General features: G+C 48.5%; 13 protein-coding genes. 12 read left to right on the top strand and 1 reads right to left on the bottom strand.

Features of this window, described 5'->3' with window-relative positions; all coding sequences use genetic code 11:
• Positions 1-68: 68 nt before the first annotated feature.
• A complete protein-coding gene (locus tag IPL71_RS25940; RefSeq protein ID WP_514130777.1) occupies positions 69-203 on the top strand; it encodes a hypothetical protein in 135 nt (44 codons plus the stop codon).
• A 63-nt stretch (positions 204-266) separates the two neighbouring features.
• Positions 267-923, top strand: a complete 657-nt coding sequence (locus tag IPL71_RS12470; RefSeq protein WP_345322034.1) for an HD domain-containing protein — start codon at positions 267-269, stop codon at positions 921-923.
• Positions 924-1,333: 410 nt separating this feature from the next.
• On the opposite strand, the gene IPL71_RS12465 is transcribed toward IPL71_RS12470, so the two are convergent.
• Entirely contained in the window at positions 1,334-1,978 is a 645-nt protein-coding gene (locus IPL71_RS12465; RefSeq protein ID WP_345322033.1) for a MarC family protein, read from the bottom strand.
• A gap of 82 nt (positions 1,979-2,060) precedes the next feature.
• Between IPL71_RS12465 and IPL71_RS12460 the strand changes: the two genes are divergently transcribed.
• The 10 genes from IPL71_RS12460 (at position 2,061) to IPL71_RS12415 (ending at position 12,368) form a co-directional block, all read left to right on the top strand.
• Positions 2,061-2,261 (top strand): hypothetical protein, encoded by a 201-nt coding sequence (locus IPL71_RS12460; protein ID WP_345322032.1) that lies wholly within the window; start codon positions 2,061-2,063, stop codon positions 2,259-2,261.
• Between the two features lie 52 nt (positions 2,262-2,313).
• Complete coding sequence (locus tag IPL71_RS12455) at positions 2,314-3,585, top strand: M1 family metallopeptidase (protein WP_345322031.1); 1,272 nt, start codon at positions 2,314-2,316, stop codon at positions 3,583-3,585.
• 21 nt (positions 3,586-3,606) lie between these two features.
• Positions 3,607-4,257 carry a sulfatase-like hydrolase/transferase gene (locus tag IPL71_RS12450; RefSeq protein WP_345322029.1) on the top strand — a complete coding sequence of 217 codons (651 nt, stop codon included), beginning with the start codon at positions 3,607-3,609 and terminating at the stop codon, positions 4,255-4,257.
• Complete coding sequence (locus IPL71_RS12445; protein ID WP_345322307.1) at positions 4,254-5,192, top strand: sulfatase-like hydrolase/transferase; 939 nt, start codon at positions 4,254-4,256, stop codon at positions 5,190-5,192. Before IPL71_RS12450 ends, IPL71_RS12445 begins: the two co-directional genes overlap by 4 nt.
• Before the next feature lie 84 nt (positions 5,193-5,276).
• Positions 5,277-5,972 carry a hypothetical protein gene (locus tag IPL71_RS12440; protein ID WP_345322028.1) on the top strand — a complete coding sequence of 232 codons (696 nt, stop codon included), beginning with the start codon at positions 5,277-5,279 and terminating at the stop codon, positions 5,970-5,972.
• Positions 5,973-6,057: 85 nt separating this feature from the next.
• Entirely contained in the window at positions 6,058-7,629 is a 1,572-nt protein-coding gene (locus tag IPL71_RS12435; RefSeq protein ID WP_345322026.1) for an SH3 domain-containing protein, read from the top strand.
• A 13-nt stretch (positions 7,630-7,642) separates the two neighbouring features.
• Positions 7,643-8,155 (top strand): Rab family GTPase, encoded by a 513-nt coding sequence (locus IPL71_RS12430; RefSeq protein WP_345322024.1) that lies wholly within the window; start codon positions 7,643-7,645, stop codon positions 8,153-8,155.
• Entirely contained in the window at positions 8,156-9,784 is a 1,629-nt protein-coding gene (locus IPL71_RS12425) for an HD domain-containing phosphohydrolase (protein WP_345322023.1), read from the top strand. It begins immediately after the preceding gene.
• Between the two features lie 173 nt (positions 9,785-9,957).
• Positions 9,958-10,416, top strand: coding sequence for a MarR family winged helix-turn-helix transcriptional regulator (locus IPL71_RS12420; protein ID WP_345322021.1), 459 nt, complete (start codon positions 9,958-9,960; stop codon positions 10,414-10,416).
• Between the two features lie 17 nt (positions 10,417-10,433).
• Positions 10,434-12,368, top strand: a complete 1,935-nt coding sequence (locus tag IPL71_RS12415) for an ABC transporter ATP-binding protein (protein ID WP_345322019.1) — start codon at positions 10,434-10,436, stop codon at positions 12,366-12,368.
• Positions 12,369-12,371: the final 3 nt, after the last annotated feature.

The raw sequence follows: 12,371 nt of genomic DNA, 5'->3' as shown, positions 1-12,371 counted from the left end.
CCCGGGAAATGGCCCCGGAATACACCTTTGACTACAAAAAGGCAAAACCTAACCGCTTTGCCGAAAAAATGAAAAGCGAACCAGTCATTGTGCTTCTTGATGCAGATGTTGCAAAGGTATTCAAGACAACCGAGCAGGTCAACAAAGCCTTGCGTGCATTGTTGTCTGCCATCCCCGACGAGGAGAGTGTGAAAGTATTGTAGATGACTGTATTTACTGAGTATCAGTTTACACCGACGTAAACTCATCTGTGGCAAAATAGGGGCATGACTCATACCGACATCATTCAAAAAACAAGCGAATATATCAAACAGGAATTCAGCGACGATTCCTCGGGACATGACTGGTGGCATATTTACCGGGTATGGAAAAATGCTGTCACCATTTGCAAACATGAAACAGCCGATCTTTTCGTGGTTGAACTCGCCGCCCTGTTACATGACCTCGACGATTGGAAGTTCAATGAAAGCGAAGATGAAACCCCGCACCGCGCCAAAGCGTGGATGCAGAAATGCGGCGTGGACCCGCGTGTAAATCAACAGGTCTGCGAGATTATCATGAACGTCTCTTATAAAGGTGCACAGGTCGAAAATAAAATGAAAAGCCTTGAAGGCTTTATCGTGCAGGATGCCGATCGACTTGATGCCATTGGCGCCATCGGCATCGGGCGCGCCTTTGCCTACGGCGGATATAAAAACCGCCCCATGTATGACCCTGAAACATCAAATCAAATGCACGCGAGTTTTGAAGATTACAAGAACAGCAAAAGCGCGACCATTAATCATTTTTACGAAAAATTGCTTTTGCTAAAAGACATGATGAACACAGTCACCGCCAAAAGGATCGCCGAACAGCGGCACGAGGTCATGTTGAAATTTCTCGATCAATTCATGAACGAGTGGGAAGGCAGTGACATTCAGTGAGTAGGACGAACAAATATGAATCACCCCGAAATTAAGGTTTCGAGGGTGATTTCGTTTTTAAGAACAAATAGGACGCAGATCGCCTTGCGCGCTGATTCACGCTGACAAAAGCGAAAAATCAGCGTTTTCTTGCGCGAACGATCAGCGTCCCAAATTAAATTCTGGATGTGTCATGGTTGTTTTTTAGCGTTCGTCACGCGTCCTTAAAAAAACTTTTCTACCGTACATGTCGAAAAAATGCCAAAATCTTTAACGCGAATTACACGAATTGACGAATTTATCGAATTATTTCTGGAAAAATTCGCGTTATTCGCTCATTCGCGTTGAGGGTTTGTACGGTAGAAAGAAAAAAACTAAAATTCGTGTTTCTTCGTGCCCTTCGTGGACAAATAAAGATAGCCCGTAAAGTCTTATTGGATTTTCAACATCTCGCGCACGATGGGAGTTAATCCACTAAAGAAAAATTCCACCGCGATTACCATTACGATCAGTCCCATCAAACGCAGCATAACCTTGTTTCCATTCTCACCAATGAGACGTGTAACCTGTTTTGCACCGAGTAGCAAAATATAGGTAATAGCGATTAGCAGCACAATGATCCCCACCACGATCCCCACTTCCAACGGAGTCTTCGTCTCATTCATCAGCAGGATCGATGTGGTGATCGCACCCGGCCCGCAAATGATCGGAATTCCCAAAGGCGTGATCGAAATATCGTTGATATAAGCGTGATTGGTCTCATCGTCAAATTGTGTACGCGAGAGATGCGCTTGCAGCATTTCGTATCCCATCAGGAAAAATATCACACCGCCCACCACCCGCAGACTGTTGACCGAGATGGAGAAAAAGCGAAATATCCATTGACCCGTCAACGCGAAAGCCAGCAAAATAAACAAAGCCGTCAGACTCGCCTTGCGCGCCACACGATGCGATTCCTGCGGCGACAGTTTCGCGGTCATCGCGGTGAAAACTGGAATAACACCCACCGGATTGACCATGGTGAACATCGAAATAAAACTAAGCAGTGCAAATTCAAAAAGTGGAGATGCAGTCATAAAGCTCCTGTTGATTCCTTTGGATGGCACAATTCTACAACAACCCTGCGTGATATACTGCCTTAACTCACAAGGATGACCCATGAAAAATAAAAGATCAACTCACATATTTCTTGCCTGTCTATTACTAACACTCACGATCCTGGCTTGCAATCAATTTGTTGCCGAGCAAAAACCTCCGCATGATATCGCAACTGTTCCGGCAACTGATGAAGCCCCAGTCATCACTGCCATACCCGAACAACCAATGGAAGCAAGTGCCGGCTCAACCGGTTTAGGGTGATCTGCTCTATCCTGATTTCGGCAATGGTGGATATGAAGCAGAACACTACACATTGGATATCACAGTCAACGACATCGCCACCAGCGACCTCTCCGCCATTGTGTCCATCGAAGCCAATGCGCTGCAGGATTTATCCAGTTTCAATTTAGACTTCGTCGGTTTCGAGATCAATGAAATTACAGTGAATGGCGAATCCGCCGAATTTGAGCGGACAGAATCAGAGTTGACCGTTTACCCATCCAGCGCGATCGCAAAGGATGAAGCGTTTACAGTCATCGTTCAATACGCAGGCTCACCCGAGGAAATGCAATCCGTGGCATTGCCTGTGCAAACCGGCTGGGTCACCGTGGACGGTGGAAGTTTCGTCATGAGCGAACCGGATGGCTCTGCAAGTTTCTACCCCGTCAATGATCATCCGCTGGATAAGGCGACATACACCTTTCGAGTGACCGTCCCCGCGCCATTGGAAGTCGCAGCCAATGGTGTGTTAACGGAAACCATTAACAACGGCGACACAAATACTTATATCTTTGAAGTCCGCGATCCCATGGCAAGTTATCTCACCACGATCAACATCGATGAATTTGAGATCGAAATCTCCCAATCACAGACTGGTGTCCCGATCAGAGACTATTACTCAAGCACGCTTGCTGAAGAATACCGTGAGCCATTTGCGCGTCAGGCTGAGATGATTGATTACTTCAGCGAAATCTTCGGCCCTTATCCATTTGAAGTGTACGGTTCCATGCTCATGGATACTGAATTCGGTTCAGCCTTGGAGAATCAAACTCTCTCCATCTACGGTACAGACATGATCGATCTTGACGATGTTGAAGAAACAGAACTCACTGTGGCGCATGAACTGTCACATCAATGGTTTGGCGATAGCGTCAGCGTAGCCGATTGGAGCGACATCTGGCTCAATGAAGGTTTCGCAACCTATTCCGAAGGTCTGTGGATCGAACACACCAGCGGACGTGAAGCCCTCGACGACTGGGTTAAATTTATATACTCAGACGTTATCACCTATCCCGAGTACTACACCGCACCGGGCAATCCGCCCGCAGACGATCTCTTCAACGGCGGAGTCTACGTCCGCGGCGGACTCTTGCTCCACGCCCTGCGCCTTGAAGTTGGCGACGAAAACTTCTTCGCGATCCTGCAAACCTATTTCGAGCGTTATCAGGGCGGAAACGCATCCACCGCCGATTTCATCGCAATTGCCGAAGAGATCAGCGCCAAAGACCTGAGCGCATTCTTTGATGCGTGGTTATTCAATGAGGCTATTCCGTCCATTCCCGCAATGGGTTTGGGTGTTGAATAGAAAACAAGGAGCCTTCTTTCAATGTGGTTTAAAAATAAAATTCGACTTTTCGGATTGATCCTGCTTTTTTTGATCGTGAACATGAGTATATCCGCATGTGATGTCACACAATCCGGCCCGCGCCCTAACATCGTAATCATCCTCACCGACGACATGGATTCGAGTCTGATGCCATATCTTGAGAACACGAACGAACTCATCGGCAAAAACGGCGCGACATTCACAAATTATTTTGTCACCTCCTCCCTCTGCTGTCCGTCACGGGCATCCATGCTGCGCGGACAATATCCACACAACACAGACGTCCTCAGCAACAACTTCCCCGAAGGCGGATTCCGCCGCTTCTTCGTCGATGGAGACGAAGCCGAAACACTTGCCGTCTGGCTTAATCGTGAAGGCTATCAAACTTCATTGATCGGAAAATATCTAAACGGCTATCCCGTCTTCGCCGGAAGCAATTACGTCCCCGCCGGCTGGACAGACTGGCACGCTTTGTTTTATAAAAAGCCAAACGAAGCCGGAAGCTTCTATAACGATTACATCTTGAATGAAAATGGTCCACTGGTTGAATATGGCGGCTCTGTTGAAGAATACAGCACCGATGTCTTCAAACAAAAATCAATTGACTTCATCGAAAAAGCACAGTCAGCGGTGACCCGTTCTTTTTACTGATCTCCGTCTACGCCCCGCACGGACCCAGCACTCCCGCACTTCGTCATGCAGAAATGCTCGCAGATCAGGCATATCCACAAAAACCATCATTCAATGAAACCGACATAAGCGACAAGCCAGGTGTCATTCAGGATTTGATCGCAAATGGCGATGAGATTGACACCATCGATGCAGATGTGCTTTTTCAACAACGCGCCAAAACCCTGCTTGCGGTGGATGAACTCGTCGTGGATGTGATCGCCAAACTCGAACAAAGCGGCCAGCTCGAAAACACCTACATCTTTTTTATGTCTGATAACGGATTTCACATCGGCGAACACGGTCTCTCCCCCGGGAAAGGCCTCGCCTATGAAGAAGATATCCATGTCCCCTTATTAATTCGCGGCCCGGGCATCGCCCCCAACACCATCATCACACAACTCACCGCCAACATCGACCTCGCCCCAACCATCGCAGACATGACCCGCATCAAAACAGCCGGCTTCATTGATGGCCGCTCACTCATGCCTCTTTTTCAGATGGATGAATCAAAAACGCCCGACTGGCGCAAAGCACTCTTGATCGAAATGGGCGCCATGACCAACACCTCCGCATCCAACTTTAAAGGGGAGTTGTCACCCGTCGACCAGACATCTCTGCCCTTTGAGTTTGAGTTTCCAGATTCTCCCAACGATTATTATCTGATCCAGGTCGGAGATGGCACCTATCGCGGCATCCGCACCGATAGATTTATGTATGTTGAATACAACAACGGCGAAACCGAATTCTACGATCTGATTGCCGACCCCTATCAACTGGAAAACCTCTCGACCAAACTTGAACCGGCAATTCTCACCAGCCTGCACACCTGGCTCGAACAATTACAAACCTGTACGGCAAAAGATTGCAAAACCTTTGAAGATAATCCGCCTGTTGAACTTGAGAATTATCCATAGGGTTGGCCGCACACAATATTTGCATTAGGAATTAGTTTGAAGAAGTGTATAATCTAAAAAAAATTATAGAAAGGTAGCAAAGCCATGGGAAAATCAAACTCTACAACAGCTCCTGAAATGCAGCCTTTATCTTCCTCAGAACCTCTTGAAGGCATCGAACTGAAAGCGGAAACACCTGAGCCCACAGCCGATGAACTGGGACGTTTGCGTGATATTTTATTCGGTTCGCAATCGCGTACCCTTGAAAAACGATTAAGTGATCTGGAAACCGGCCTGCGGTCCTTGCGGCAGGAAACAACCAATCTGCTGCAAGATCAAATTGGCACGCTTGCCGAATCCACCAATACGCAATTTATGGAAACCCGCCGCGAGTTTAATGAAAAACTCGATAAACAAGGCATAGATCAATCTGCCCAATTGAGAGCCGCACAAAAAGACCTGTCAGAAAGATTGGACAGACAATCTGTAGAACAGTCATCCCAACTGCAGGCGGTTCAAAAGCAACTAAGCGATAATCTTGAAAAATTTGCCGCAGACCTGATGCGCCAATTACGAGAGACTCACAAGGAACTCAGTGACCGTTTGGATAAGCAAGCCGCAGAGCAGGCAGAGCGTACACGCAGCCTGCAATCAGAAGCCCGTCAGCGTGATGACAGCTTACGACAGGAACTGCTTTCAATGGCTGCATCTCTCGAAAACAAAAAAGCCTCCCGTCAGGATCTGGGACAAATGCTTATGGAACTGGGGCTTCGATTGCGGCAGGAATCAGAAAAATCCTGACCTTGTTATGTAAAAATCCCGTAGATTTTTATGCTTTATCAAGAACTTATCCATAGAATGAGATATCTCTGGTGTATTAACCTTTATGAATTCCAACCAGTCAGATAATGAACCACCCGCGAAACCCGTTGACGAGAATCTCGATCCGTTAATTTCCATTCGCTCCATCCTGCTCTCAGATGTATCCGATCGCCTGCGCGAGATCGAACGTCAAATTGAAGCATCCCAAAACCAAAGTCAATCAGAAGATGAAAACCTCCGTCAACAGTTAAACGAACTGTTGGCGGAGCTTGAGCGTTTGCAGCAGCTTGCACGCGCCACCGATCATCGCTCGCGTGACCTGGATACTGAAATTGAGATATTACGCCGCAAGGCGCAGGCTGATTCCGAAGGGCTAATCGCACGCGTCACACCCATTCTGGGCGATATGATCAGCCGCACAATTCGAGACTCGCGTGATGAAATGGCCGAGGCTTTAGGCCCCATCATGGGTGAGGCGATCCGGGTGCAGATCCGCGATTCGCGCAAGGATATGGTCGAAGCGTTATATCCTGTGATCGGTGAAACTGTGCAGCGCGCTGTAGGCGAATTTACAAGAGAATTTCAGCGCAACATTGATGCCCGCTTGAAGGCGTCTTTTGGCCCTCAGGGAATGTTCCGTACTGCTATTGCCCGTATGCGCGGCGTCTCCCCAGCGCAATTGGCATTACGCGATTCACTGCCCTTTTCGATCAAAGAGATTTTTCTTATCCAGCATGGTTCTGGCTTATTGCTTGCGTACAGTCACCCAGGCAGCACAGAGGTTGCCGATTCTGATCTGATCAGCGGAATGTTGACGGCCATCCGTGATTTTGTACGCGACTCATTTGGGCATGGCGATGAAGATAAAGAATTGGATGAAGTGCAGTATGGAGATGAACGCATTATCATCCAGAGCGGGCGCGCTGCTTATCTGGCAGTGGTCACAACCGGTGTTGAACCTGAAGGCTTCCGCACCAGATTGCATATGTTTGTTTCAGAACTGCACATAAAATATGAAAAATCGATGGCGCAATACAACGGCGATCCATCTACTTTACCGAATTTACAACCAAAGATAGCGCGTCTGGTTGTTGATCTCACAGGCGGCACGGCAGGCTCCAAACCGATGAGCCGCAATGCAAAACTGGGTTGGGCAGCAGGGCTTATGTTCTCTGTTCTTCTGGTGATTCTGGCTTGTTTCTATCTTCAATTTACGATTGCGCTGTATCCGGTTGCGTTTCCCAGCCCTACCCCAACCAATACATCCACGCCTACAGCAACAGCCACTTCCACGCCTACAGCCACTGCTACAGCTACATCCACTCCCACTCAAACGTTTACTCCCACAGCAACGCCTACCTTTACCCCTACTTTTACCCCTACAGTAACCCCCACGCCTTATAAGGCGTTTGCCGCAGGGAATGTATATCTTCGAGACTTCCCTGAATATATCAAATCGCGTATTGAGGTGTTGCAGATAAATACACCTGTAAAGGTGTTGTCAAAATTCGGCGCATGGGTTGAGGTGGAATGGACTGATGATGCGGGATATCATCGCGGCTGGGTGCCTGCGCGTTGGATCACCCTGCTGGAGCCCATTCCGCCCGGCCAAATTACCCCAACCCTGGTTCAATGATTGGATAATCAAGATGACAACTATTCAAAAGAAGATATGTTTGCTGGGTGATTTTGGAGTAGGCAAAACAAGCCTTGTGCATCGTTTTGTCGAAGGACGCTTTGATGATAAATATCTCAGCACTGTGGGTGTGAAAATATCACGCAAGGTACTCAAGCGTTCGTATGGAGAAATGAATCTGCTTGTGTGGGATCTGGCCGGCGGGAGTGGATTTGAGTCGGCTTCCAATACCTATATGCAGGGAGGGGCTGGTGCATTGATCATCTGTGATTTGACCCGCTATGAAACATTAACCGCCTGTGAAAATTATGCGCGTCAGATCCGCATTCTGAATCCGGGCGTTCAGTTGGTTTTTTTGGGCAATAAGGTGGATATGACGAAGGAGCGTGTCGTATCTGTCTCGGATATGCTGGCTGCGTTGTCAGTATTTGGCGAAAGAACATTTTTTCTGACCAGTGCAAAGACCGGTGAACGGGTGGAGGATGCCTTCAACCATCTGGCGGAAAAAATCGAGAAGGGAGTGTAAATGGACGGCCAGGCTTTTACGTCTCAGAAGTTTGCGGCGCGTTTGGCTCAGGTGACCAGCGAGATATATGATCTCGCGTACGCACAGGTCGACTCGAGTCTGTCGATTGTGCGGGTTTCGCCGAATATTTCAGCAGTGTTGGATAATGCTGATCGGGTTGTGGCAGGCGTCCCGTTGACTGATGCGTTGAATGAATTTATCGGGTCGGAGAAAATGCTTTATTCCATCCTGAAAAATGAACAGCCTTCCTTCAAACTTGAACGTATAAATCGTGCGCAGCCTGATGGTTCCCTGCGTTATTTAACGTTTCATGTGCTGCCTCTTGATCCAGATCAATCTGATGCCGGGCTGTTGGTGATCTTTGAAGATGTAACCCGCTTTGGTTTTTTGGAGCAAAATTTACTCCAGAAACGAAATGAGTTAAGTCTTGTGCGCGGGGCGCTGGCCCATGCCAATGCCGAATTGGATAAACGTGTTGAACAGCGCACTGCTGAACTGGTAAAGGCAAAACAGCAAATTGAGCTGCAACTTTTTCGGCTTCAAGCGCTTCGAGAGAACGACCATGCGATCCTGGGAACCACGGATCTGCATGTGGCTTTAAGAACGATCGCTCAACAGGCAAAGATACAGTTGCGTGTTGATTTGATCTCGATCCTGCTTTTCAATTCTCCCTTGCTTATACTTGAAACCATTGTAGCGATCGGGACTCAAACCGTTGCTCTGCATACTACTCAAATTCGCCTTGGAGAAACCTTGATCGGGCGGGCTGCATTGGAGCGCCGGATGCTGGTTTTTCCTGATCTGACAGCAAACGTGGCGGCTCTGCCGCAGGCAGATAAATGGGCGCAAATTGAAAATTTGCAAGTCTGTTATTCTGTGCCATTGATCGCCAAGGGAAATATTGTGGGGGTGCTCTTTTTGGGGAATCGTTTAGAGCTTCAACCTGACCAGGAATGGCTGGATTTTCTGGAAACCATTGCAGGCCAGGCAGCAATGGCAATTGACAGCATTAAAGTATTTGAAGATTTACAGCGCTCAAACTATGAACTGGCTCTGGCCTATAATCGAACCATTGAGGGATGGTCGCACGCGCTGGATTTACGCGATAAAGAGACAAAGGATCACACATCACGGGTGACGGAAACAACGATTATGCTGGCTCGCATGGCGGGGATGACAGAAGCGGAGATCATGCATGTTAAACGCAGCGCACTTCTTCATGACATCGGTAAAATGGGAATTCCGGATGTGATCCTGCTTAAGGATGATTATCTGACAAGTGAGGAGTGGGATATTATGCATAAGCATCCCATCTATGCTTATGAAATGTTATTTCCCATTGAATACCTGCGTCCTGCGCTTGATATTCCATATTGTCATCATGAGAGATGGGATGGCACCGGCTATCCGCGCGGACTCAAAGGCGAGGAAATTCCGCTGGCAGCGCGCCTCTTTGCCGTTGTGGATGTGTGGGACGCTCTTTGTTCCGACCGTCCCTATCGCAAGGGCTGGTCGGCGGAGAAAGTTCTTGATTACATTCGCTCCCAATCTGGGACTCATTTTGACCCTCAGGTTGTGGAACTCTTTTTGAATGCCGTAACTGAAGTAATAAATAATTTTGAAGACTGATTTTAAGAGACTGGTTACTAAGTATTTGTGACACAAGTTTTTCTCTTGGTGGCTTCGTAGTGAAGTGTCTTAAACAGTCTCTAATTCTAATAATCCTCTAACACCTCTCCCCTTGACCGGAAAATAACTCAGTTATATAGTTAAGCACGCTTAAATAAAAAGCAGGCTTAACTATGATAAAACACACCCAATTTTCCAAAACCCTGCGCGCCTGGATGGATACCTTCATGCATCGTTCCATGCGTGGATGGAGTCACTTCGCCAAAAGCACAGGCCTTTCCATGCCGCAATTCAGCATTCTCATGCAATTGCATCATAAAGGTCCATGCGGCATTTCTGAGATCAGTGAGCGTTTTGACGTAACCGCCGCCGCCGCCAGTCAGTTGGTGGATAAACTCGTTCAGGCGGGGTATCTCGAACGTGCTGAAGATCCCGCCGACCGCCGCGCCAAATTATTAACCTTAAGTGCCGCAGGTGAAGTACTGATCAGCCAGGGAACCGAGGAACGCTACCGTTGGATGGACGATCTCGCGCTTGTTTTGAGTGTGGAAGAACGCGAGAAAGTTAGCGAAGCCTTAACCCTGCTTACCCATGCAGTCGAAAAAATGGAAACCCAAAATCGTAAATCGTAAATCGCAAAAGGAATTCTATGCAAGCAACCATCACCCAAACTCAACCCCGCGCAAAACGTCCGCGCCCGTCCTTTAAGGGGATTGGCCGTGCAGTCCGCTATTTGACCAAGTATGGTCGTCAGGCGGCCTTACCGTATCTCTTCCTGATCATTGCCACGCTCTCACAGTTGGCTGTACCGCGCATGATCCGCAACGTGATCGACGCCGTCACCAGCGGATATCTCGCCGACCAGGTTTTGCAGGCGCTCGAAAAAATTCCCGCCGCATTTATGAGTGCGGCACTGCCGAAGATTCTCGAAGCCCTCAGCTACGACTCTGCCACCACGGTTGACCAGCTCAAAGTCACGCTTGAAGCGGATGTGACCAACGCTCCCCGCGCCCTGACAACTGCCCTTGTCGCGATCATCATCTTCGCCCTGCTGCGCGGACTCTTCGCCTTCCTGCAGGCCTTTTGGGCTGAGAAAAATTCACAGTCAGTCGCGTATGACCTGCGCAATGATCTGTACGCAAAAATTCAACAATTATCTTTTTCATATCACGACAAGAATCAGACAGGCCAGTTGATGATCCGCGCCACAGATGATGTGGAAAAAGTTCGTCTGTTCATTGGTCAGGCTTTGCTGCAGCTTGTGGGTTCCATTATTTTGTTGACCGGCACGATCATCATTTTGTTCTCTTCAAATGTTTCGCTCGCATGGACGGCCATGCCGATCCTGCCGGTGGCGTTGGTATTGTTCATGATCTTTGGAACCATCAGCCAGCCCTTGTTCGCAAAAGTGCAGCAAAAACTTTCTGCATTGAACACAGTGCTGCAGGAAAACCTTGCGGGCATCAAAGTCATCAAGGCTTTCACGCGCGAGAAACAACAGCAGAAGAAATTCCGCATTGCCGTGGATGACACCATGAATCAAGCCATCACGGTTTCGCGTTTGTTCACATTTTTGTTTCCTCTGGTTTTCTTAATTGCCAATCTTGGTCAGGCCGCCATTTTATATGTGGGCGGCAAGCAAATTATTGTGGGCACATTAAGCATCGGCGCCTGGCAGGAATTTTCACTCTACCTAATGTATCTGTTTTTCCCGATCGCGCAGCTTGGATTCATCATTACCCAACTCGGGCAGGCTTCCACATCTGCTGACCGCATCTTTGAAATTCTCGATGCGAAAAGCGATATCGTTGATAAGCCCAACGCCGAAACCCTCCCCGCAGTCAAAGGCGACGTGAAATTTAATAACGTCACATTTCGATATTTCGGCGGCGGTGACCCCGTGCTTAAGAATGTGACCTTTGAAGCCAAATCAGGTGAAACCATTGCCTTGCTCGGCGCAACCGGTTCAGGCAAGACCAGCATCATCAATTTGCTTCCCCGCTTCTATGATCCCAGCGAAGGCAGCATCACAATTGATGGTCACGACCTGCGCGACATCACCCTCGATTCACTCCGCTCACAAATTGGCATTGTCCTTCAGGAAACCACATTGTTTAGCGGAAGCATTCGCGACAATATCGCTTTCGGCAAACCCGAAGCCACCCTCGAAGAAATTCAGTCCGCGGCAAAATCTGCAGCGGCGCATGATTTCATCATGTCCTTCCCCGATGGCTACGACACACACGTCGGCGAACGCGGCACCACACTCAGCGGCGGACAAAAACAACGCGTGGCGATCGCGCGCGCGCTTTTGCTCAACCCGCGCATTCTCATCCTTGATGACTCCACCTCCAGTGTGGATGTCGCCACCGAGTCACATATTCAGGAAGCGCTTGAAACTCTCATGAAGGGACGCACTTCCTTCGTCATCGCGCAGCGCATCAGCACCGTGATGAACGCAGATAGAATTCTTGTGCTTGAAAAAGGCGAAGTCGTCGCCCAGGGCAGGCATACTCAATTAATGGAAGAAGAACCGATCTATGCAGAAATTTATAATTCGCAGCTTTTGCGCGAGGAGCATTAACCT

This window comes from Candidatus Villigracilis proximus (genome assembly GCF_016717045.1).
Lineage (GTDB): Bacteria > Chloroflexota > Anaerolineae > Anaerolineales > Villigracilaceae > Villigracilis > Villigracilis proximus.
Note: the sequence above shows the minus strand (reverse complement) of the source record. Positions and strands in the feature narration are given on the sequence as shown.

Excerpts from the sequence above, each read along its gene's own strand:
- IPL71_RS12425 (WP_345322023.1), top strand. The coding sequence starts at position 8,156 with ATGGACGGCCAGGCTTTTACGTCTCAGAAGTTTGCGGCGCGTTTGGCT.
- IPL71_RS12460 (WP_345322032.1), top strand. The coding sequence starts at position 2,061 with ATGAAAAATAAAAGATCAACTCACATATTTCTTGCCTGTCTATTACTA.
- IPL71_RS25940 (WP_514130777.1), top strand. The coding sequence starts at position 69 with ATGAAAAGCGAACCAGTCATTGTGCTTCTTGATGCAGATGTTGCAAAG.
- IPL71_RS12470 (WP_345322034.1), top strand. The coding sequence starts at position 267 with ATGACTCATACCGACATCATTCAAAAAACAAGCGAATATATCAAACAG.
- IPL71_RS12450 (WP_345322029.1), top strand. The coding sequence starts at position 3,607 with ATGTGGTTTAAAAATAAAATTCGACTTTTCGGATTGATCCTGCTTTTT.
- IPL71_RS12420 (WP_345322021.1), top strand. The coding sequence starts at position 9,958 with ATGATAAAACACACCCAATTTTCCAAAACCCTGCGCGCCTGGATGGAT.
- IPL71_RS12430 (WP_345322024.1), top strand. The coding sequence starts at position 7,643 with ATGACAACTATTCAAAAGAAGATATGTTTGCTGGGTGATTTTGGAGTA.
- IPL71_RS12415 (WP_345322019.1), top strand. The coding sequence starts at position 10,434 with ATGCAAGCAACCATCACCCAAACTCAACCCCGCGCAAAACGTCCGCGC.
- IPL71_RS12440 (WP_345322028.1), top strand. The coding sequence starts at position 5,277 with ATGGGAAAATCAAACTCTACAACAGCTCCTGAAATGCAGCCTTTATCT.
- IPL71_RS12435 (WP_345322026.1), top strand. The coding sequence starts at position 6,058 with ATGAATTCCAACCAGTCAGATAATGAACCACCCGCGAAACCCGTTGAC.
- IPL71_RS12465 (WP_345322033.1), bottom strand. The coding sequence starts at position 1,978 with ATGACTGCATCTCCACTTTTTGAATTTGCACTGCTTAGTTTTATTTCG.